General features: G+C 63.5%; 18 protein-coding genes. 9 read left to right on the top strand and 9 right to left on the bottom strand.

The window, feature by feature from the left end; genetic code table 11:
* Positions 1 to 295: 295 nt before the first annotated feature.
* From ELS24_RS06930 to ELS24_RS06920, 3 genes are read right to left on the bottom strand one after another with little or no spacing between them, the layout of a single operon-like run.
* Positions 296 to 853, bottom strand: coding sequence for a biotin transporter BioY (locus ELS24_RS06930; protein ID WP_050447602.1), 558 nt, complete (start codon positions 851 to 853; stop codon positions 296 to 298).
* Positions 854 to 906: 53 nt separating this feature from the next.
* Complete coding sequence (locus ELS24_RS06925; protein WP_050447601.1) at positions 907 to 1503, bottom strand: energy-coupling factor transporter transmembrane component T family protein; 597 nt, start codon at positions 1501 to 1503, stop codon at positions 907 to 909.
* The gene (locus ELS24_RS06920; protein WP_127183728.1) at positions 1500 to 2177 is read right to left on the bottom strand and encodes an energy-coupling factor ABC transporter ATP-binding protein; all 678 of its coding nucleotides are present in this window, start codon (positions 2175 to 2177) and stop codon (positions 1500 to 1502) included. The genes ELS24_RS06925 and ELS24_RS06920 overlap by 4 nt, the downstream gene beginning before the upstream one ends.
* 52 nt (positions 2178 to 2229) lie before the next feature.
* Between ELS24_RS06920 and msrB the strand changes: the two genes are divergently transcribed.
* The 4 genes from msrB to ELS24_RS06900 all read left to right on the top strand — a co-directional run bounded on the left by msrB (position 2230) and on the right by ELS24_RS06900 (position 4348).
* Complete coding sequence (gene msrB / locus ELS24_RS06915; RefSeq protein WP_050447599.1) at positions 2230 to 2628, top strand: peptide-methionine (R)-S-oxide reductase MsrB; 399 nt, start codon at positions 2230 to 2232, stop codon at positions 2626 to 2628.
* A complete protein-coding gene (locus ELS24_RS06910) occupies positions 2629 to 3204 on the top strand; it encodes a septation protein A (RefSeq protein ID WP_050447598.1) in 576 nt (191 codons plus the stop codon).
* An 80-nt stretch (positions 3205 to 3284) separates the two neighbouring features.
* The gene (locus tag ELS24_RS06905; RefSeq protein ID WP_083447412.1) at positions 3285 to 3554 is read left to right on the top strand and encodes a BolA family protein; all 270 of its coding nucleotides are present in this window, start codon (positions 3285 to 3287) and stop codon (positions 3552 to 3554) included.
* A gap of 17 nt (positions 3555 to 3571) precedes the next feature.
* A complete protein-coding gene (locus tag ELS24_RS06900) occupies positions 3572 to 4348 on the top strand; it encodes a peptidylprolyl isomerase (RefSeq protein WP_050447596.1) in 777 nt (258 codons plus the stop codon).
* A 164-nt stretch (positions 4349 to 4512) separates the two neighbouring features.
* Here the strand turns inward: ELS24_RS06900 and ligA are convergent, their stop codons facing one another.
* The 3 genes from ligA to smc are packed head-to-tail and all read right to left on the bottom strand — an operon-like array spanning position 4513 to position 11271.
* Positions 4513 to 6615 (bottom strand): NAD-dependent DNA ligase LigA, encoded by a 2103-nt coding sequence (gene ligA, locus ELS24_RS06895; RefSeq protein WP_127183727.1) that lies wholly within the window; start codon positions 6613 to 6615, stop codon positions 4513 to 4515.
* Complete coding sequence (locus tag ELS24_RS06890; RefSeq protein WP_127183726.1) at positions 6616 to 7692, bottom strand: cell division protein ZipA C-terminal FtsZ-binding domain-containing protein; 1077 nt, start codon at positions 7690 to 7692, stop codon at positions 6616 to 6618.
* Between the two features lie 45 nt (positions 7693 to 7737).
* Positions 7738 to 11271, bottom strand: coding sequence for a chromosome segregation protein SMC (smc, locus tag ELS24_RS06885; protein WP_127183725.1), 3534 nt, complete (start codon positions 11269 to 11271; stop codon positions 7738 to 7740).
* Positions 11272 to 11534: 263 nt separating this feature from the next.
* On the opposite strand from smc, the gene lplT reads away from it, so the two are divergent.
* Positions 11535 to 12848: a lysophospholipid transporter LplT gene (lplT, locus tag ELS24_RS06880; RefSeq protein ID WP_127183724.1), complete on the top strand. Its 1314-nt coding sequence runs from the start codon at positions 11535 to 11537 to the stop codon at positions 12846 to 12848.
* 75 nt (positions 12849 to 12923) lie between these two features.
* Here lplT and ELS24_RS06875 read toward each other — a convergent pair whose 3' ends face one another.
* Together ELS24_RS06875 and tsaB are read right to left on the bottom strand one after the other, a co-directional pair.
* Positions 12924 to 13931 (bottom strand): uracil-DNA glycosylase, encoded by a 1008-nt coding sequence (locus ELS24_RS06875; RefSeq protein WP_127183723.1) that lies wholly within the window; start codon positions 13929 to 13931, stop codon positions 12924 to 12926.
* Entirely contained in the window at positions 13928 to 15235 is a 1308-nt protein-coding gene (tsaB, locus tag ELS24_RS06870) for a tRNA (adenosine(37)-N6)-threonylcarbamoyltransferase complex dimerization subunit type 1 TsaB (protein WP_127183722.1), read from the bottom strand. Before tsaB ends, ELS24_RS06875 begins: the two co-directional genes overlap by 4 nt.
* A gap of 131 nt (positions 15236 to 15366) precedes the next feature.
* Here tsaB and ompR point away from each other — a divergent pair, with 131 nt between their 5' ends.
* From ompR to ELS24_RS06850, 4 genes are all read left to right on the top strand, one after another.
* Complete coding sequence (gene ompR, locus ELS24_RS06865; protein ID WP_003813882.1) at positions 15367 to 16101, top strand: two-component system response regulator OmpR; 735 nt, start codon at positions 15367 to 15369, stop codon at positions 16099 to 16101.
* A 34-nt stretch (positions 16102 to 16135) separates the two neighbouring features.
* Positions 16136 to 17530, top strand: coding sequence for an ATP-binding protein (locus ELS24_RS06860; protein ID WP_050448558.1), 1395 nt, complete (start codon positions 16136 to 16138; stop codon positions 17528 to 17530).
* 59 nt (positions 17531 to 17589) lie between these two features.
* Positions 17590 to 18138, top strand: a complete 549-nt coding sequence (locus ELS24_RS06855; protein WP_006217982.1) for a peroxiredoxin — start codon at positions 17590 to 17592, stop codon at positions 18136 to 18138.
* 74 nt (positions 18139 to 18212) lie between these two features.
* Positions 18213 to 18731, top strand: a complete 519-nt coding sequence (locus ELS24_RS06850) for a carboxymuconolactone decarboxylase family protein (RefSeq protein WP_006223770.1) — start codon at positions 18213 to 18215, stop codon at positions 18729 to 18731.
* Positions 18732 to 18840: 109 nt separating this feature from the next.
* On the opposite strand, the gene ELS24_RS06845 is transcribed toward ELS24_RS06850, so the two are convergent.
* Positions 18841 to 20952, bottom strand: a complete 2112-nt coding sequence (locus tag ELS24_RS06845; RefSeq protein WP_127183721.1) for a DUF4344 domain-containing metallopeptidase — start codon at positions 20950 to 20952, stop codon at positions 18841 to 18843.
* Between the last annotated feature and the right edge of the window lie 95 nt (positions 20953 to 21047).

Raw genomic sequence — 21047 nt, 5'->3', positions numbered from 1 at the left:
TGGCTCTTATGTGCCTCGGTTGAGGCGAAGCGAGCCTAGTTAAAGTTATACAGAAAAAAATATTATAGGGTTAAAACAGTATCAAATGACGTCGCGCAACTACGGTAAATCCCTGATGTGCTGCGGAAACATTGATTTAGCAAACGCATTCGTTAATGGCGAACTTGTACTTGAAAACGTTTCGGCCCGTCAGTTGGGGGATTCCCTTGGAAATCGCAGCATGCCGCAAAGCCAGTCGGTGCCGGGTTACGGTCCTGTCACCCGGCGAATCCCGGACGACGCCCCGGCGCGGCGGCTAACGACCCAACATCGGCCAGACGCGCTCCACCCGTGACGCCACCCACGCTGCAATCACGGCTTTGATGAGATCGCCCGGCAAGAACACTGCCACCGCCACCGCCGCCTTGGGCAAGCCCATCTTGGTGACCGACGCCAGCCACGGCACCCCGAAGGCATACACGACCAGAATGCCGCCCACCACGCAAGCGACCACGTAACCGCCAAGCTTGGCCCAATCCTGGGTTGCGCGTGCCGGCAACATACGCGCCAGCCAGCCGATCACCAAGGCGCCCACCACCATGCCCACCAGGAAACCGCCCGTCGGCCCCAGGAACGCGCCCAGGCCACCGCGTCCGCCGGGCAGCACAGGCAGCCCGATGGCCGCCAAACCCAGATAGAGCAGGCAAGCCAGCGCCCCGCGCAGCGGGCCCAGCATGGCGCCGGCCAGCATGGCGCCCAGCGTCTGCAAGGTAATTGGCACCGGAATACCCGGCAAGGGAATCGGCGGAATCAGGCTCAGGACGACGATCAACGCCGCGAACAGCGCGATCAGCACGGTATTGTGGGATTTCATGGGTTCACCTTTATGGAATCAATACGGCGTGGGAGTACCGGTGTGCGGGCAGCTCAGAGACTACGCGCATCGATGGCTTCCGCCACTTCCTGGGCGCGTTTCAAGGTCAACACAATCAGCGGCACAATCAACGCCACCGGATGAGCCCCCAAGCCGCGCGCGGCCTGGGCTTCGCGGATCTCGTGAAAGTTGCGCCAGATTTCGGGTACGAAACGCAATGCCAGCGCCAAGGCCAGCGCCACCTTGCCGGCGTCGACCAGCCCGATGCGTTCCAGCGGCATCAAGGCGCGTTCGCAGACAGCGATCAGGTCCGAGGTGCGGGTCGCCAGCGTTACCGCCAGCGCCAAGCCCACCATCGCGCCCACACGCAGCACCACCGCCAAGGCTTCCATCCAGCCTTGGAACAGGCCCGTGAACAGCCCCACCGCCAGCAACACCCACAACAGCCCGCGCACCTGCCGCCAGACGGCAGCCGCCGACACGCCGGTCGACCACACCAGCAGGGCCGCCGCCGCGAACGCCGCACCCAGCCAGCGCGGGTCGCGCAGCACGAACAGACCCGCCCCCGCCGCCACCAGCGCGGCAAGCTTCAACCAGGCAGGCAGCCGGTGCAGCGCCGAGCCGCCGGCAACATAAAGCGGTTCGATCATGCGCAGTGCTCCCGGTACCAGCGCAAGGCCGCGGCGGGAGTGTCATCGGCGGCAATCGTGCCGTCGCGCACCACCAGCACCCGGTCAAAGTCTTCCAGCAATTCCAGATCGTGGCTGACGACAATGGCGTCGTGGGGTAGCGCGGCAATGGCATGGCGGACCCGGTTGCGGTTGCGCAGGTCCAATTGCGTGGTCGGTTCGTCAAAGACGACCAGCGCCGGCTCCATGACCAGCACCGCCGCCAGCGCCACCAGTTGACGTTCGCCGCCCGACAGCGTGTGGCTGCTGCGGTCGGCCAGGTGGCCCACGCCCAGCGCGTTCAATTGGCTGTCGATGCGTGATTCGCGCCGCGCCTTGTCGGGTTCCAGGCGCTTCAGGCCAAACGCCAGGTCTTCGCGCACGATCGGAAACACGATCTGGTTTTCCGGGTTCTGAAATACGAAGCCCACGCGGCGGCGCACGGCCTTCAAGTCGTGGCGAGTATCCAGGCCGTCGACACGCACGCTGCCCGCAGATGGCGTCACCAGGCCGTTGACCAGGCGCGCCAGCGTGCTCTTGCCCGCACCATTGGGGCCGACAATACCGATGCGGCGTTCGGCCAGCGTCACGCTCACCCCGCGCAACACTTCCGCCTGGGGCGTCGTCACTACCGCCTGGTCAAACTCGATTAACATGGGGCGGGATTATGCCCGAACCATTTCGGGCATCGGGACTCCAAGAGCTGATATGGAAAAAGTACGCAAATCCGACGCCGAATGGCGCGCACAACTTTCCCCCGAAGAATACGTGGTCACCCGTCAAAAAGGTACCGAACGCGCATTCACCGGGCGTTACTGGGATACGACCACGCCGGGCATTTACCGCTGCGTGGGCTGTGGCACGGCCCTGTTCGCATCCGACACCAAATTCGACGCCGGCTGTGGCTGGCCCAGCTACTTCCAGGCGCTGGACCCTGAACTGGTGCGCGAAGAACGCGACACCACCCACGGCATGGTCCGCACGGAAGTGCTGTGCAACGTCTGCGATTCGCATCTGGGCCACGTCTTTCCCGACGGCCCGCCACCCACCGGACTGCGCTATTGCATCAATTCCCTGTCGATGACGTTTGAACCCATAGAAAACTGAATGAAGAAGTTTCTGTTCGACCTGTTCCCGCTGTTCCTGTTCTTCATTGCCTATCGGTACACGGACATCTTCACCGCCACGGCCGTCGCCATGGCGGCCGCCGTGTTGCAGATTGTCTGGTTAAAGGTAACGGGCCGCCCCACCGAAGCCATGCACTGGGTGAACCTGACCGTCATCCTGGTCTTCGGCGGCGCCACCATCTGGCTGCACAGCGATGTTTTCATCAAGTGGAAGCCCACGGTGCTGTACTGGCTGTTCGGCGGCGCGCTGGTGATCGCCCGCCTGTTTTTCGGCCGCAACCTGATCCGTCGCCTGATGGAAAAGCAGATTCAACTGCCCGATGCGGCATGGGACAAGCTCAACCTGGTCTGGGCAGCCTTCTTCCTGGTGGCTGGCGCGCTGAACCTGTATGTGGCGTTCTCGGGCCATTTCACCGAGTCGCAATGGGTCAGCTTCAAGGCCTTTGGCCTGATGGGCCTGATGATCGTCTTCGTAATCGGGCAATCGGTCTGGCTGGGCAAACATATCCAAACCGACGAAAACGCCAGCTCGGACACCCCGCCTAGCAAGCCCTGATCCGCCATAGACGGCATCAGCCGGTCCAATAATCGGCGCGCATCGCCAAGCGTGCGCGCCGGAACTTTCATATTGCCGCCATGTCAGACACCACCGACCGCATTGCCCTGATCCGGGAGCGCCTGGCCGCCCTGGACCCCGTCACGCTGGACATCCTGGACGACTCGCATTTGCATGCCGGCCACGAAGGCAGTAAAAACGGCGCCGGCCACTATCGCGTGCACATCGTAGCGCCTTGCTTCACGGGGCTCTCCGCCGTAGCGCGACATAGGCTGGTGTATCATCATTTGCAAGATTTGATCCCCTATCCGATTCATGCGCTTGCGCTAGATGCCCAGGCTCCCAAATAGAAAGTAAAAGGATATTCATGAAACGCATCGTCATGCTGGCTGCGGCCTGCGTCATCGCCGTGCCTGCTTTCGCGCAGAACGTGGCCACCGTTAACGGCAAGGCCATTCCGCAAAAGAATTTGGATCAATTCGTCAAGCTGCTGGTTAGCCAGGGCGCCACCGATTCGCCGCAACTGCGCGAACAGGTCAAGCAAGAAATGATCAACCGCCAGATCTTCGTGCAAGCCGCCGAATCCAGCGGCATCGCCAAGCAAGCCGACGTTCAGACGGAAATCGAATTGGCCCGCCAAGGCATCCTGGTTCGCGCCCTGATGGCCGACTACCTGGCCAAGCACCCGGTGTCGGACGCCAAGGTCACTGCTGAATACGAGAAGATCAAGCAGGAACAAGCCGGCAAGATGGAATACAAGGTCCGTCACATCCTCGTTGAAGACGAGAAGACGGCCAATGACCTGCTGGCCCAGATCAAGAGCAACAAGAACAAGTTCGACGACCTGGCCAAGAAAAACTCGAAGGACCCTGGCAGCGCCGAAAAGGGTGGCGATCTGGGTTGGGCTCCCCCGACCAACTACGTCCAGCCGTTCGCTCAAGCCGTGACCCAATTGAAGAAGGGTGAACTGGTCGACAAGCCGGTGCAAACCAAGTTCGGCTGGCACATCATCAAGGTGGACGACACCCGCCCGGTGGAATTCCCGCCGCTGGACCAAGTGCGTCCGCAACTGGAAGAAATGCTGCGCCAGCAAACCCTGGCCGACTACCAGAAGCAACTGCGCGACAAGGCCAAGATCCAGTAAGCCTGCCGTAGACCCGAAACTGCCTGCCGATGCGGGCAGTTTTTTTTCGCCCGTGCGGATCGTGCGTTAAAACCAAAAAAAAGCTGCACGCCTTGGAGCGTGCAGCTTTTTGATTTGCGCGTTGGTCTACTGCCCTTGATCTACCGTCTTTTGATCACGTCCGGCTACGACATGCCCAGCAGTTCTTTCAATGCATCTTCGTCCAGCACGGTCACGCCCAGTTCTTGCGCCTTGGTGAGCTTGCTGCCCGCCTCGACGCCAGCCACCAGATACGCGGTTTTCTTGGACACCGACCCGCTGACCTTGCCACCCGCCGCCTGGATGTGCATCGACGCTTCTTCGCGCGTCCAGTTGGGCAAGGTGCCGGTCAGCACAAAGGTCTTGCCCGCCAGCGTCGTGCTTTGCGGCACGGCTTCGGCCACGGGGTTGACCCCCTGCTCCTTCAATTGCTCGATCACGTCGCGGTTGTGCTGCTCGGCAAAAAAGCGGCGGATGGATGCCGCCACCACCGGGCCCACGTCCGGCACCGACGACAGTGCATCTTCATCGGCGTCCATGATGGCGTCAATACTGCCGAAATGCCGGGCGACGTCACGCGCGGTGGTTTCTCCAACATGACGGATGCCCAACGCGAACAACAGGCGGTTCAAGCCGGGAGCACGCGCCTTGTCGATGGCCGCTACCAAATTGTCGGCGGACTTCTGGCCCATGCGGTCCAGGCCCACCAGTTCCAGCGGACGCAGGCTGTACAAGTCAGCCAGGGTCTTGACCCGGCCGCTGTCCACCAACTGATCCACCAACTTTTCACCCAGGCCTTCGATATCCAGCGCCTTGCGGCTGGCCGCGTGCCACAGGGTCTGCTTGCGCTGGGCGCCGCAGAACAAGCCGCCCGTGCAGCGCGCAATGGTTTCGTCTTCAAGCCGTTCGATGGCCGAGCCGCAGACCGGGCAGGCCGTGGGCATGACGAATTCCTGTGCGTCGTCGGGCCGCTTTTCAAGCACGGGGCCCAGCACTTCGGGGATGACGTCGCCGGCTCGGCGCACGATGACCGTGTCGCCTTTGCGCACGTCCTTGCGGCGGATTTCGTCTTCGTTATGCAGCGTGGCGTTAGTGACCGTCACGCCCCCCACGAACACCGGCTTCAGGCGCGCCACCGGGGTGATGGCACCGGTGCGGCCGACCTGGACTTCGATGTCCAGCAGCGTGGTCGTGGCTTCCTCGGCGGCGAACTTATGGGCCAGGGCGAAGCGCGGCGCGCGCGCCACAAAACCCAGCACCTTCTGCGCCGGCAACGAATCCACCTTATAGACAACGCCGTCGATGTCGTAGGGCAAGCTGGCACGCATTGCGCCCACCTGGGCGTAGAACGCCATCAAGCCTTCGGCGCCCTTGGCACGGTGGTTGTGCTTAAGGTTCACGGGCAGGCCCAGGGCGTGCAGCCAGGCCAGCATGGCTCCGTGCGAAGCTTCGGGCAACTGCGACGCCTGGCCGGCGCCAGCCGTTGCCTCGTCAAACAGACCGCCTTGCTTGCCGGGCAAGCCCTGCACCTCGCCCCAACCGTAGGCGAAGAAACGCAACGGCCGTTTGGCGGTGATGCGAGGGTCCAGTTGGCGCAGGCTGCCGGCCGCGGCATTGCGCGGATTGACGAAAACTTTTTCGTCACGCTTGGCCTGCGCCACGTTCAATTTTTCGAAGTCGGCGCGATTCATCAGCACCTCGCCGCGCACTTCCAGCACCTTGGGCGCGGCGCCCTGTAGCTGCAGCGGTATCGCCTTGATTGTGCGGATGTTGGAGGTGACGTCCTCACCTGTCTGGCCGTCGCCGCGCGTGGCGGCCTGAACCAGCCGGCCGTCTTCGTAGCGCAAGCTGATCGCGAGCCCGTCCAGCTTCAGTTCGCAGAAATAATCGGCCTGCTGCGCCGGTCCCAGAAGACCAGCACCGCGCAAAGTGTCTGTTACGCGGCGGTCGAACGCCACGACCTCTTCTTCGTCGAACGCGTTGTTCAACGACAGCATCGGCACCGCATGGCGCACGCTGCCGAACGCCGACACCGGGGCCGCGCCCACGCGCTGCGTGGGGGATTCGGGCGTGACCAGCTCAGGATGCTCGGCCTCAAGGGCTTCAAGCTGCCGCATCAAGCCGTCGTATTCGGCATCCGAAATCGAAGGCTCGTCGTAGACGTAGTAGCGAACGTTGTGCTGCTCGATCTCGGCACGCAGCCGAGCCGCGGTTTCCGCGGGGTTGACTTCACCAGACGCGCCGCTCATTTACGCAAACACCCGCTGAGCACGCTCGCTTCCGGCGGGCAGGCCCGCTTGTTCAAGCTGTTCGAACAGCACTTGCAGGCGTTCGTCGATAACGGTCTCCGAGCCTTCCGCCAGCGGCTTGCCCTGATCATCGACCAGTTCCGCGCGCAGGCGCGCGGCCAGGTCGCGGCCCACGTCCACCATGCGGCCAAAGGCGCGCTTGTCGGCCGGCGCGCAGGGCACGTCCAACAGCAGGTAGAGGCGTTCCACGCCACCCATGCCCGCGTCGAAGGCCGCGCCGTCGGCGCGCGACAGGGTGAAGCGGGTGACGCCGTTTTCAGCGGGCCAGGCCAAACGATTGCCGTCGGCCAGGAAACCGGTATCGCGGGCCACGGCAAGCACTTCCGCCGCCGGCTGGGCCGCACCCAGCAACAAGGTCAAGCCCACTTGGGTGTCCAGCGCGGCGCAGGTGTCGTCCAGCCTGGCGCCCTGCTCCAGCACGGCTTGCTGGTCCGGTCCTTCAATGGTGGCGTCGAATCGTTCGGCCATGTCTTGCGCACGCGCCCAGGCCTGCGACCATTCGATGGCGGTCAGCGGGCCGCTGCGGTTGGCCAGCAAGACGGCCAATTGCATCGATGCATAGGACTCGCCGGCATGCACGCGCGCACGGTGGCGGCGCTGGTCGGTTTCGGCGAACACGCGCATGGGCTTGCGGCCCACGTGACGCAGGCTTTGCATATAGGGCAGCAGGTCGGCGCCACGCACGGGCTCGGCGAAGTTGATTTCAATGACCACTTCGCAGGCGGGATCAGGCTCTTCGGCGTCGTCCGCATCGCTGCCCGGATCCACCGGCGCCGGCTGGCCCGGCTGCGCGCGCGGCGCGTCCGCGCCCATGCCGGGTTCGCGCCGACTTGCACCGGCCGTTGCCGACGCGGCGCCGGCAGCGGCGCCCGCGCCCAGCAGCGGGTCCTGTTCAGAGGTGGGGAAATGGCTTTGCATCTTGCGCCGGACGCGCCGGTCCTGCCACCAGTTGAATCCCAACACCAGCAGTATCAGCAAGACGCCCAGGGCTATCAGCCCGATCTGCAAATCACTCATGTGTACATCCCGCGCCGGGGGGCGGCGCCATTCTAAATAGAGGGTTTATGCCGCTTCGGAGGCCATCATTTGCACGGCCGAATCTATGTCTACCGCAACGATACGCGAAACCCCTTGCTCTTGCATGGTTACGCCGATCAGTTGCTTGGCCATCTGCATGGCGATCTTGTTGTGCGAAATGAAAAGGAATTGGGTTTGTTCGCTCATGTTGGCGACCAGGTTCGCATAGCGTTCCGTATTGGCGTCGTCCAACGGCGCGTCCACCTCATCGAGCAGGCAGAACGGCGCCGGGTTCAGCTTGAACAGCGCAAACACCAGCGCGGTTGCGGTCAGCGCTTTTTCGCCACCGGAAAGCAGGTGGATCGTGCTGTTGCGCTTGCCGGGGGGCTGCGCCATCACCTGCACGCCCGCGTCCAGGATTTCTTCGCCGGTCATGCTGAGCTTGGCCTCGCCCCCGCCAAAGAGCTTGGGGAAGAGTTCGCCGAAGTGGCCGTTCACGATGTTGAACGTCTCTTGCAGCAGCTCGCGCGTTTCGCGGTCGATCTTGCGGATGGCGTCTTCCAGGGTCTCGATGGCGGTCATCAAGTCCTGGTGTTGCGAATCCAGGAAGCCCTTGCGTTCGCGCGACGTATTCAGTTCGTCCAAAGCCGCCAGGTTGACCGAGCCCAACGATTCGATCTGGCGCGAGATCCGCCCCACTTCCTGTTGCAGCCAACTGGCGCGGCGCCATTCGTCCGGCTGATTGGCCAGGTCTTGGGCGAGCGCCTCGCGGTCGACTTCGCGCGCGTTCAATTGCTCGGTGAACTGCTCTTCGGCCAGGCGGGCGGCCTGTTCCTGCAATTGCAGTTCCATGATGCGCGCACGGCGCGGTTCCAGCGTTTGCTCTTGCTGCTGGCGGTCTTCGTCGGCCCCGCGCAGCAAGGCGGCCAGGTTTTCCAGTTCCTGGCGGGCACGCGACAGCGCTTCTTCGCGCTCGGCGCGGGCTTCCAGGGCATCCTGCAAACCGGCTTGCGACGCCGAGGCGTCCAACTCGACCAGATCGCCCATCAGTTGTTCCAGCTCAACCGCGCCACGCTGGCTTTGGTCGGCGGCCAATTGCTGATTGCGTTGCAGGTCGGTGATGCGGACCTGGATGCCGCGCTCGGCGAATTCGGCCTCCTGGGCGGCGCGCTCCAGCTCGCGCAGGCGCGTGCGGGCGGCTTCAGCCTGGGCAGCCAGGGTTTCGCCATCGATTTCGGCATCGGCAAAGCGCGACTGATGCTCGGCCAGTTCTTCGTCCAGCGTCTCAAAACGCGCTTCGGCTTCTTCGCGGGTGGCCCGCAAGTCTTCTTCCTGGACCTTGATTTCTTCCAGGTCCTGGCGCAGACGCGAGGCGCGTTCACCGGATTGTTCTGCCTGCTGCTGCAGCCGCGAGTGCTCCAACTGGATGTCATGCACCCGGCGCGTGACCTCGGCCACGCGCGTACGCGCCGGGGCGATGGCCTGCGTGACCTGCTGCCAGGCCGCTTCAGCACGGGCAACGGCGGCGCGGGCCTGATCCGCGATCAGTTGTTGCGCCTTGATCTCGCGTTGCAGGTTTTCGATTTCCTGCTGGCGGGCCAAGAGGCCGGCCTGTTCGGAGTCGGGCGCATAAAAGCGGACGCTGTGCGCGTCAATCAGGTGACCCGCCTTGACCACGCAGGCGCTGCCCGCTGGCAAGCTTGCCCGCATGGCCAGGGCCTGGGTGACGTCGGTGGCGGTGTAGATACCGGCCAGCCATTCATTCAACAGCGTGCGCAGGTCGGGATCCGTGATGCGCAGCAGGCTGGCCAACGAAGTCAGGCCGGCGGGCGCGGGCGGCACGGGGGCCGCCACAGGCAATTGGTAAAACGCCAAGCGGGCGGGCGGCGCGTCTTCGGCGAAGGCGCGGGCCCAATCCAGGTTGCGCACTTCCATCGAAGCCATGCGTTCGCGCAGCGCGGATTCCAGGGCAGTTTCCCAACCCGGCTCCACATGCAGCTTCTGCCACAGGCGCGACAGCCCGGCAAGCTCGTGCTTGGCCAGCCAGGGTTCCAGGGCGCCCTGCTTCTGCACGTCTTCCTGCAACTTCACCAAGGCCGCCAGGCGGGCCTCAAGGCGAGCCAGGTTCTGGGCGTCGGTCTGCGCGGCGGCCTGGGCGCGGCTGCGCTCGGCATCCGCTTCCGGTACACGGCCTTCCAGCGTAGCCAGTTCTTCCTGGGCTTCTTGCAGTTGGTCTTCGCCGGCCAGGCGGTCGCCCGCCAATTGTTCCAGGCGGATGGGATCCGGGGCGTGCAGCTCACGCAGTTCCTGCTGCAAGCGCTCACGACGCTGCTCCAGCACCTGCATCTGGCGATCGGCGTCGCGCTGGGTCTGGGCGACCAGCGCCAGGTTCTGTTCGACGCGGGCCAGGGCGGCGCGCATCTCGTCGCGGCCGGACGCGGCTTCGCGCACGCGTTGTTCAACCGAGGGCAGGCCGGCCTGGGCGTCTTCCGCGGCGGCGCGCGCCTCTTCGGTGCGGGCAGCGGCGGCGGCCAGGTCGTCTTCGGCCTGAGCGATTTGTTCAGTGCAATGCTCGCGCTGGCTGGTCCATTCCGCGATCTGCTGCTGAAGCTGGTCGCGACGCGACTGCAGGCGGTTGCGGGAATCCACCACATGGCGAATTTCGGCTTCCAGGCGGCTGACCTGGGCGTTGGCTTCGTATAGCGCGCCCTGCGCGGTATGCACCGCGTCGCTGGCCGCGTAATGGGCCTGACGGCGGGATTCCAGCGCAGCCTCGCCCGCCCGCAGACCGGCAATGGCGGCTTCCAGTTCGTTCTGGGCCTGCGCCATTTCCTGGGCTTTCTTGGCGCGCTCTTCGCGCGCCCCGGTTTCCTTCAGGAACCACAGGGAATGCTGCTTCTTTTCGCCGTCGGCCTGAAGCTCGCGGTAGCGCGTGGCAACTTCGGCCTGGGCCTCCAGCTTTTCAAGCTGGCTATTGAGTTCACGCAGGATGTCTTCGACGCGGGTCAGGTTTTCACGCGTGTCGGACAAGCGGTTTTCGGTCTCGCGGCGGCGTTCCTTGTAGCGCGACACGCCGGCCGCTTCTTCCAGGAACACCCGCAGTTCTTCAGGGCGCGCCTCGATCAGGCGGTTGATCATGCCCTGCCCGATAATGGCGTAGCCGCGCGCGCCCAGGCCGGTGCCCAGGAAGATGTCGTGAATGTCGCGGCGCCGAACCTGCTGGTTATTGACGAAATAGCTGCTGGTGCCGTCCCGGGTCAGGACCCGGCGCACGGCGATTTCGGCGTAGGTGCTCCACTGGCCGGCGGCGCGCCCTTCGCTGTTGTCGAACACCATTTCCACCGAGGCCCGGGCGGCGGGCTTGCGGTTACCCGAGCCGTTGAAAATGACGTCCTGCATGGACTCGCCGCGCAGTTCCGAGGCCTTGGCCTCGCCCAGCACCCAGCGGACGGCGTCGATGATGTTCGACTTTCCGCAGCCGTTCGGACCCACCACGCCTACCAATTGGCTGGGCACGGGAATCACGGTGGGATCGACGAAGGACTTGAAGCCGGCGAGTTTTAGCTGAGTAAGACGCACAGTACGATGACGACGGGGTGGGTTGACGAAAGGCGTTAACGGACCTGCCGCACAGATTGCAAACCGGCCCAAGAAGGGCCGGCTCACATATGGCTCGTATGATACCGCAGGCAGTCCCTGGCCAAACGTCAGCAACGGTCAACTCGCGGGCAAACGCGCAATAGCGCGCGGCAAGGCACCGGCTATACTCCCTGACACTTTTTGGCACGACACATAATTTTCACGCTGACAGGCCGGGCGCTGGCCAAAGAACGGGGACATTCTTGAAACGTGGTTTTTATCTGGTCATGGCCGCGCAGGCCTTCTCGTCATTGGCGGACAATGCGCTGTTCATCGCAGCCATCGCCTTGATACAGGAGCTGCACGGCCCCGACTGGTTGGCGCCCATGATGAAATGGTCGTTCGCGCTGGCTTATGTGGTGCTGGCGGCCTTTGTCGGCGCCCTGGCGGACTCGTTTCCCAAGGGCCGCGTCATGTTCTCCACCAACGCCCTGAAGGTGGCGGGCTGCCTGCTGATGTTCTCGTACGCCAGCATCGGCGTCGCCCCTGAATACCAAACCTATCTGGTGTGCGCGGCCTATGCCGTCGTGGGCATCGGCGCCGCCGCGTACTCCCCCGCCAAGTACGGCATCGTCACCGAAATGCTGCCCCCGCACATGCTGGTCAAGGGCAATAGCTGGATCGAGGGCCTGACGGTCTTCTCCATCATCCTGGGCACGGTGCTGGGTGGCCTGCTGATCTCGTCGTCGGTATCCGCCGCGCTGCTCAGCCATTCCGTCATCGGCAGCCTGGTGCACACGCCGGCCGAAGCCGCCATCCTGGTGATCGCCTTCGTGTATCTGCTGGCAGCGCTTTGCAATCTGTTGATTCCGCGCACCCATGTGCGTTATCCGCCGCAGCAGAAAAACCCGGTTCGGCTGATGCGCACCTTCTGGGGCTACGTCTGCGTGCTCTGGAAAGACAAGCTCGGGCAGATTTCGCTGGCCGTCACCACGCTGTTCTGGGGCGCGGGCGCCACGCTGCAACTCATCGTCATCGAATGGGGCCGCAGCCACCTGGGCTATCAATTGGACAAAGCCTCGATGCTGATGGGCGTGGCTGCTCTGGGCACGGTGGTGGGTTCCATCCTGGCCGGCCGCATTCCGCTGCGCCGCGCGCTGAGCGTGTTGCCGGTGGGCGCCGCCATGGGGCTGGTGGTATTGCTGATGCCGCTGGTCTATTCGCCCTGGAGCGTCTATCTGCTGCTGCTTATCACGGGCGGCCTGGCCGGCTTCTTCGTGGTGCCGATGAACGCCCTGCTGCAACATCGCGGCCACGTGCTGCTGTCGGCGGGCCATTCCATCGCCGTACAGAATTTCAACGAGCAGCTCAACATTCTGTTGATGGTTGCGATGTACACGTTGCTGCTGTGGCTGCAACTGCCCATCAACATCATCATCGTCATCTTCGGCACCGTTGTTGCGGTGCTGATGGTGGTGTTCATGCGCTGGAGCAAGCGCAACATGCAGGCCGACCCCAACCTGCACGAGCAAATTGGCCAGGAAGGCCACGGGCGCGCGCTGGACTCCACGCACTAAGCGATTGATCTGAAAGACAAAAACGGGGGATGTTAACCATCCCCCGTTTTTTTTCGTTCTGGCACCGAGCCGGTATCAAACCATTTGGGACGCCAGCTTCAGGTCTTGCCAGGCACGCGCCTTTTCAGACGGGCTGCGCAGTAGATAGGCCGGGTGATAGCTGACGATAAGCGGAATCTCGCCGTCGTCCGTTTTCAACTGATGCACACGGCCGCGCAGGCTACCGATCGTGGCGTCCGTGCCCAGCAGCGTCTGCGCCGCGAAGCGGCCCAGCACCAGGATGCGCTCGGGTTTGAGCAAGGCAATTTGCCGCATCAGATAGGGGCTGCACGACGCGATTTCCTCGGGCTTGGGATTGCGGTTGCCCGGCGGACGGCACTTGATCACGTTGGTGATGAAGACATCGGTGTCGCGGCTCATGCCCACGGCGGCCAGCATCGCGTCCAGCAACTGCCCGGAACGCCCCACGAAAGGGTGGCCCTGCCGGTCCTCTTGCTCGCCAGGCGCTTCGCCGACGACCAGCCAACGAGTAGGCGTCGCCCCCTGACCAAATACCGCGTGGCGGCGTCCCTGGCACAGGCCACAAGCCGTGCATGCCACGACCTGCTCGCGCAATTCGTCCAGGGTGGCGTTCTTGACGGCCTCGGCCACCGGAACACGCGGTGCTTCGACGGCTTCGTCCTCCACGGTCTTGGGGACCGGGCGCGGTGGCGGCCCGCTACGGTTCAGGATGGATGCCGGGATGGTCGGACGCCCCGTGGCCCGCCCCGTGGGAACGACGACCTGCGCAGGCTGTTCGACCGCGGCGCCAGCGTCTTGCGTCACGGCGGCGGCAGGTGCCACCGCGTTCGCGGCAATCGTCGGCGCAGCAGGCGGAACGGGAGAAACTGCTTTTGAAACAGGGGCTTGCGACGTGACGGCGGAAGCCATGTCAGCCGAAGGGCCCGCAACCGGAACCGTGGCAGCCGGGGGAGTGACGACGGGCGCCGGCCTTAACCACAGGCGCTCCATGCCGATTTCGCGCAGCCAGATCCGCTGTAGCGGATTGACGCGCGGCGCGGTCGCGGGGGTTGGCAGGCTCATGCCGCCACCTCAGCCACGGCGTTAAAGCGCTTCTGCATCACCAGCGCATCTTCGCGTGCGCCCTTTTCAGCGGGGTAATACCCCCGTCGCACGCCGATCTGCAAATAACCATGGTGCTGGTAGAAACTGACCGCCGAGGTATTGGACGGGCGCACCTCCAGCAACACGCCTTCCAGCCCGCGCTCACGCGCTTGCTGCTCACACCAGTCCAGCAAGATGCCGCCCAGGCCTTGACGATGCAAATGTTTGGACACGGCGATCACCAGCAGATGCGCCACGTCAGGCGCGAACATCAAAATGCAAAAAGCCGCTACCTTGCCCTCGCGCCGCAACACCCAGGCACCGTAGCCCGACGCCAGCGCGTCCGCAAAATTGCCGCGCGTCCAGGGAAACGCCTGTACTTGCGCTTCCAGCGCCACCACTTCGTCCAGGTCGGCTTGCGTCAGCGGCAGCGGGGCTGCGGGAGTTTCGGGGATGGCGGGGTTTTCGGGGGGTTGGGGGGCCTGCGACGCCAGCGCAGCCTGTGCCTTGGGGTTGCCGCCCTCGCCGCGCATGCGCTCGGCGGTGGTGAAAGCAACCTTGTCGCGCACGTACAGCGGCGCAGCTTCCTCGGGCGGCAGCGCTTCGCCGCGCAACCAAGCCTGGCGCGCCAGGCGGGCCACGCTGGCTGCTTCGGGGCGCAACGCATCCGAGGCGCGGCGCCACGCTGTGGGTGGGGTCATGTCGGACGCGTAGGCATCCCAGGCATCGCCCGCCAGCAGTGGCTGCAGCGTCTGGCCGGCCTTGGCCGACCATTGGTTCAGATGATGCGTGGCCCAGGGCACCACTTCGGCCGCCGCAATCAGCAATGGCGCTTGCAGGACGTCCCAGCCGGCATCGGCGACCGTGGCGGCCTGCTGGCGGCGGTAGACCGCAAGATAAACCTCGCTCATGCGGGCATCCAGCGCGACAATGATGGCGTCTGCCGGCGTGGCATCGGCCACCTGAGCGGCGACCGCCTGGTGCGACACCACGGGCACCACGGGAATACCCAGCCCCAAGCCCATGCCTTGCGCCACGCCACAAGCCACGCGCAAGCCGGTAAAACCGCCCGGCCCCTGCCCGAACGCCACGGCGTGCAGCGCGTCCGGCGTCAGGCCGGACTCCGCCAAAAGCTCGCCGGCCATCGGCAAAAGCCGTTCCGCGTGCTCTTGAGAACCCTCGTGTTCGCGGGTCGAGACCTCCAGGCGGCCATTGAGCACGCGCAAAAGGGCCACCCCACAACGGGACGAAGACGTTTCCAAAGCCAGCAGGTTTAGTTCCATAGATGCAGATTGTACGAAATACGGCGGCTCCGCCCCCGGTTGTAAGGGGGATTTCAACCATGGTTCGCAATGTGTAATATCTTGTGAACGCCCACTAGCCGCTGGTTCTTGTCACTGTTACATTTCCGGCCATGAATACGCAAAACACCACCCCCACCCGAAAAATCCTCGTCGTCGACGATGATCCGCGCTTGCGCGATTTGCTGCGCCGGTATTTGTCCGAGCAGGGATTCAACGTTTTCGTCGCCGAAGACGCCAAAGAGATGGGCAAACTCTGGCAACGCGAGCATTTTGACTTGCTCGTGCTGGATCTGATGCTGCCCGGCGAAGATGGCCTGTCCATCTGTCGCCGGCTGCGCGGTGGCCACGACAATACCCCCATCATCATGCTCACGGCCAAGGCGGAAGAAATCGACCGCATCGTGGGCCTGGAGATGGGCGCGGACGATTACCTGTCCAAACCGTTCAACCCCCGGGAACTGCTGGCACGGATCAACGCGATCCTGCGCCGCCGCGGCACCGAGGAACATCCCGGCGCCCCCAGCCAGGAGAACGAATCCATCGCCTTCGGCCCCTACGTGCTGAACTTGTCCACCCGTACGCTCACGCGCAACGGCGAACAAGTGCCCATCACCACGGGTGAATTCTCGGTGCTCAAGGTGTTTGCGCGCCATCCGAAGATTCCCCTGTCCCGCGACAAGCTCATGGAACTGGCGCGCGGCCGCGAATACGAAGCTTTCGATCGCAGCCTTGACGTTCAGATCTCGCGCCTGCGCAAGCTGATCGAACCCAATCCGTCCAAGCCCGTGTTCATCCAGACCGTTTGGGGTCTTGGATACGTGTTTGTGCCGGACGGTGGTAGCTGACCGGGTCGCCCGCCCTGGGCAGGAGCGCAGCCTCGTGCCCCGCTTGCGCAGAACCTTCAGGAACCTGACTTCACGTTTGCGGCTCGGCTTGTTCGGCCGCACGTTCCTGCTGCTTGCCGCACTGATGCTGGTCAGCCTGGGCGCGTGGCTACAAGTATTTTTCAGCATGGAGCTGGGACCGCGCGCCAATCAAATGGCGCAGCGGGTGATCACGGCCGTCAATATCACGCGCACGGCGCTCATCTATTCCCAGAACGGCGAACGCAGCAAGCTCCTGCTTGACCTGGCCACGAACGAGGGCATTCAGGTCTATCCGCGCGAAGTCACTGACTTTGCCGAGGCCCTGCCCGACGACGATTACTGGCAACGGGTGGCCCAGCATATCCGCACGCGCTTCGGTCCGGAAACTCAGATCGCCTGGGGGGTGAACCAGGTACCCGGCTTCTGGGTCAGCTTCCAGATTGAAAAAGACCTGTACTGGCTGGTGTTCGAGCGAGAGCAGATCGGGCTGACAGGCGGGATCGAATGGCTGGGATGGGGCGCCACGGCGTTGCTGCTTTCCCTTGTCGGCGCGGCGGTCAGCGTGGGGTTCGTGAACCGGCCCCTGTCGCGGCTCGCGCGCGCGGCCCAGGTGTTGTCTCGTGGCGAGACTCCCGCGGCCTTGCCGGAACAAGGCCCGCTGGAAATCCGCGACCTGAACGCCTCGTTCAACCGGATGGCCAAGGACTTGCGGCAAGCCGAGGCCGATCGCGAGCTGATGCTGGCGGGGATCTCCCACGACCTGCGCACCCCGCTTGCGCGCATGCGGCTGGAGATCGAACTTAGCGGCGTGTCGGAAGACGCGCGCCAGGCTATTGACGAAGACCTGGGCCAGATCGATCACAGCATCGGGCAACTGATGGAATACGCGCGGCCGGCCGGTTCGCTGCCGCAACTGGCGACGGACATCTCGGCAGTGCTGGCCGAACTGTACGAACGAGAACGCAGCCACACCGCGTCGCTGGGCGGCGAACTCGAGGCATCCTTGGAACCCGGGTTGCGCGCCCGGATCACGGCGCTGGACCTGAAGCGCGTGGTCAGCAATTTGATCGAGAACGCGCGCCGTTATGGCCGGTCCACCGACGGCATGGCCCATCTTGTCATGACGCTGCAAGCCGAAGGCGGCATGATCGTGATCGAAGTCTGCGACCGTGGTCCGGGCATTGCGCCCGAAGATGTCGACCGCTTGCTGCGGCCCTTCTCGCGCGGCGAGGCCGCACGCACCGGTGTCAGCGGCGCGGGGCTGGGTCTGGCCATTGTTGAACGCTTGCTCAAGCACGTCGGCGGGTCGCTGCGGATGCTGCCGCGCGAGGGCGGCGGACTGACCGCGCGGATAGAGTTGCCCAAAGCCAAGTTTAGGAATTATCAATTAGACAACGATAATCCATAGCGTAGAATTTATGGTTTGAGGCACTGCCTTATCTCCACCAACAACTACTGGGAGTAAACATGAAAACTGTTGGCGACAAACTCGAGCCCTTCAAGGTCACCGGCGTCAAGCCCGGCTTCAACCAGCACGAAGAAAATGGCGTGTCGGCGTTTGAAGACATCACCGAAAGCTCGTTCCCCGGCAAGTGGAAGGTGATCTACTTCTACCCGAAAGACTTCACGTTTGTGTGCCCGACCGAAATCGTCGGCTTCAACAAGCTGGCCAAGGATTTCGAAGACCGCGACGCCGTCCTGCTGGGCGGCTCCACCGACAACGAATTCGTCAAGCTGGCATGGCGCCGTGAGCATCCGGACCTGAACAAGCTGGGCCACTACCAATTCGGTGACACCACCGGTGCCCTGATCGACCAACTGGGCGTCCGCGAAAAGGGTGCTGGCGTTGCCCTGCGCGCCACGTTCATCGTTGATCCGGACAACACGATCCAGCACGTTTCGGTGAACAACCTGAACGTCGGCCGTAACCCGGAAGAAGTTCTGCGTCTGCTCGACGGCCTGCAAACCGACGAACTGTGCCCGTGCAACCGTACGGTTGGCGGCGCCACGCTGTAATTTCCAGCCCGGCCCGGGGCCTGCTTGCAGGCTCCTCGCTGGGCTTTCACTGCTCTAGATTATAGGTAAAAACTATGGAATTTCTTACTACCATTAAGGAACAGCTCCCGGATTGGGCCAAGGATATCCGCCTGAATCTGGATGCCGTGATTGCCCGTTCGACCCTGGCGCCGGAAGACGCCGTGGGCGCCGCCCTGTCGGCCGCTTATGCCGCTCGCAGCCCGGTGCTGGTCGAGGCCTTCAAAAGCGGTTTGTCGGAAGGCGATGCCAACGCCGCACTGACCGCGTCCGCGCTGATGGGCATGAACAACACCTGGTATCCCTATGTGGAAATGACCGGTGACGCCAACCTGAAGAGCCTGCCCGCCCAGTTGCGCATGAACGCCTACGCCACCCATGGCGGCGTCGAGAAAAAGCGCTTTGAACTGTTTGCGCTGGTCGCTTCGATCATTGGCAAGTGCCATTTCTGCGTGGCCTCGCACTACGAAAACCTGAAGAACGACGGCCTGTCGACGGAGCAACTGCGCGACGCCGGTCGGATTGCCGCGGTCGTCAACGCCGCCGCCCTGGCGCTGGCCGCCCAAGGCAAGTAAGCCGGTCCGAAGGCTGGGGCTGAACACTCGGCCTGAAAACGAAGAAGCCCGCCTGCATAGAAACAGGCGGGCTTTTTATCGCTTGCCGCTATCCGCTGGACCGCGAGGCTTAGTTCTGCGCGGGCTTCACCGGTGCCGTCGGCAAGCCATTGGCCACCCAGGCCTCCATGCCGCCCCGGTACCAGTAGGCATCCCAGCCCAGCGTACCCACGCGCAAGGCTGCGTTATACGACGATCGATCATTCATGCTGGCGCCCATCAGCACAATGGGTACGCCGCGATTACCGCCCGCCTTCTTCAACAGCCAGTCATCCAGCGCGCTTTGCAGGTGGTCCTTGACGCTGCCGTCCGAGCCCGCGTCGGCCAGCGGATAGGCGATGGGCAGCGTATCGCGCAGCCCGCTGGTATCGACGATGACAATATTCTTGTTGTTCGTGATCAGCGGCACCAGGTCCTTGGTGGTGATGACCTTGGCGCGGTAATGCTGAATAGGCGTCGGTCCTTTGTAGGGCGCCGTGAACAGCAAGGTGGTGGCCGGCACACCGCTGTCTTTCAGTTCATCAAAGGCGCCCGTCGGCGCGGCAGCGCCCTGCCCTTGTCCCGCGGGCGATTGCTGGCGGGGCGGCGGCGCCGAACCATCCTTGGCGACCACTTCGCCGCCCACGGTGCCCATTTCAATGTCCGAAATCATCACCGCGATGTTCTCGATCAGCTCATAGCACATGGTGATCGAGCCTTCGCGCGGGCTGTACCAGGCGTTCAGCTTGCCGCAGTCCTTGAAGACCACGTTCACGGGGCGCGGCAGCACATACGTCTTGCCCAAGAGCTTGATGTTTTCGCTGATGGCGTCCGACAGGTGCTTGGCGAACAGGTTGCCGATCTTGCGCGTGGACGGTTCAAATACCACGTTCACCGGCGCGCCAGGCGCGTTGGCGGGCTGCAAACCATCGGGCGTCCAGGTTCCCACGCGGGTATGAGGCGCCAGGATCTTGCGCCAGGCGCGATTCTGCTTGTTGAATTCGTCGGTGCAACGCGCCTTGGTGCGGTCTTCAAAGCCGGTCTGGCGCACCACGGATTCAAACACTTCGGGGTTGCCGCCATACATGATGCACAGCATGTTGCGAAAACGCTTCAGGTCGCCGGTGTGCTCGTCCTGCCATGCCGAGGGAGCCTGGCCCTTGCCCTCGGAAAGCTTGCCGCTGTAGTACCACTGCAAGGCGGCGTAGGTGGCGGCTTCGCGCGCCATGCGGTCCACGTCCTTGCTGCCCGACGGGTACATGGTGGGTTCCACGATCTGCAGCGCCGCGTAAATATCCACCGCGTCTTCTTCCGCGCCCGTCGACGGCAATTCCAATTCACCAATCAGGGCATGGCCGAATTCGTGCATGAAAATGCTCTTCATCAGGCCGATGTACACCGCGACGATACGCTCGGTGTCGCCGCCGAAACGGGGGTACGGACCCGCACCCTGCAAGCCGGAATTATTGCTGCCTTGCGCCGGTGCCGACTGCGGCGGCGCGGCGGGCGGTGCCGTATTCTGCGGACTGGCGCCCGTGCCGCCACCACGAGGAGGCAGTCCGGTCCGTGGCGGCAGTCCGGCAGGCGGATTTGCCGCGGCTTGCGGGGTGCCCTTATTGGTGGTGATGGCAAAGTCCGCAACACCGAACGTGCCAACGTCATACGCCATGATGCCGATGTCGCCACCCAGCGCGGGCACATCGGCAACGTCGCCGATCTTCTGGCCATTCACGATGAAGCGCGCGGCGCCGGGCACTTCAACCACTTTGATGCGGTCCGAGCCGTCCAGCTTGGCCACGTTGGGCACCGAGCCGAAATCGCGGCGGTTCTGGCCTTCCAGACAGAAGAGCTGCGTATTCTTGTCTGCCGAAATCTCAAGCAGGCACAGGCTTTTGCGCGGGCGGTTGTTCAGGACAACGCCGATGGAAGCCTTGGGGTTTTGCGAACTGACGACCACATTGACGTCAGTGATGCGGCCGGCATCCGGCGCGGGGCCGACATTCACATACAGCGTTTGCTCGCTGCCGGGCGTGGCCTTGTTCTGCAAGGTGAACCAGCCATCCTGCACACCTGCCGTCCACCCCTGCAACAACTGCTGCCTGACCGTGCCCGCAAGAGGCCCAAGCTGCTGTTCAAATTCGGCGTGCGCCGGGGCACACGCTGCACCAAGAACGAAAAGCAGGGCTGCGCCACGTAAATGCATCCGAATTTCTCATGATCAGATTTAGGTAGCGCGCAGAATATTCCGAATCATACGGACCCGCTTATTCATTTGTTAAAGATGTATGCCAACGTAAA

Source organism: Achromobacter spanius, assembly GCF_003994415.1.
Taxonomy (GTDB): domain Bacteria; phylum Pseudomonadota; class Gammaproteobacteria; order Burkholderiales; family Burkholderiaceae_B; genus Achromobacter; species Achromobacter spanius_C.
Note: the sequence above shows the minus strand (reverse complement) of the source record. Positions and strands in the feature narration are given on the sequence as shown.

Excerpts from the sequence above, each read along its gene's own strand:
- ELS24_RS06930 (WP_050447602.1), bottom strand. The coding sequence starts at position 853 with ATGAAATCCCACAATACCGTGCTGATCGCGCTGTTCGCGGCGTTGATC.
- ELS24_RS06925 (WP_050447601.1), bottom strand. The coding sequence starts at position 1,503 with ATGATCGAACCGCTTTATGTTGCCGGCGGCTCGGCGCTGCACCGGCTG.
- ELS24_RS06920 (WP_127183728.1), bottom strand. The coding sequence starts at position 2,177 with ATGTTAATCGAGTTTGACCAGGCGGTAGTGACGACGCCCCAGGCGGAA.
- msrB (WP_050447599.1), top strand. The coding sequence starts at position 2,230 with ATGGAAAAAGTACGCAAATCCGACGCCGAATGGCGCGCACAACTTTCC.
- ELS24_RS06910 (WP_050447598.1), top strand. The coding sequence starts at position 2,629 with ATGAAGAAGTTTCTGTTCGACCTGTTCCCGCTGTTCCTGTTCTTCATT.
- ELS24_RS06905 (WP_083447412.1), top strand. The coding sequence starts at position 3,285 with ATGTCAGACACCACCGACCGCATTGCCCTGATCCGGGAGCGCCTGGCC.
- ELS24_RS06900 (WP_050447596.1), top strand. The coding sequence starts at position 3,572 with ATGAAACGCATCGTCATGCTGGCTGCGGCCTGCGTCATCGCCGTGCCT.
- ligA (WP_127183727.1), bottom strand. The coding sequence starts at position 6,615 with ATGAGCGGCGCGTCTGGTGAAGTCAACCCCGCGGAAACCGCGGCTCGG.
- ELS24_RS06890 (WP_127183726.1), bottom strand. The coding sequence starts at position 7,692 with ATGAGTGATTTGCAGATCGGGCTGATAGCCCTGGGCGTCTTGCTGATA.
- ELS24_RS06875 (WP_127183723.1), bottom strand. The coding sequence starts at position 13,931 with ATGAGCCTGCCAACCCCCGCGACCGCGCCGCGCGTCAATCCGCTACAG.
- tsaB (WP_127183722.1), bottom strand. The coding sequence starts at position 15,235 with ATGGAACTAAACCTGCTGGCTTTGGAAACGTCTTCGTCCCGTTGTGGG.
- ompR (WP_003813882.1), top strand. The coding sequence starts at position 15,367 with ATGAATACGCAAAACACCACCCCCACCCGAAAAATCCTCGTCGTCGAC.
- ELS24_RS06855 (WP_006217982.1), top strand. The coding sequence starts at position 17,590 with ATGAAAACTGTTGGCGACAAACTCGAGCCCTTCAAGGTCACCGGCGTC.
- ELS24_RS06850 (WP_006223770.1), top strand. The coding sequence starts at position 18,213 with ATGGAATTTCTTACTACCATTAAGGAACAGCTCCCGGATTGGGCCAAG.
- ELS24_RS06845 (WP_127183721.1), bottom strand. The coding sequence starts at position 20,952 with ATGCATTTACGTGGCGCAGCCCTGCTTTTCGTTCTTGGTGCAGCGTGT.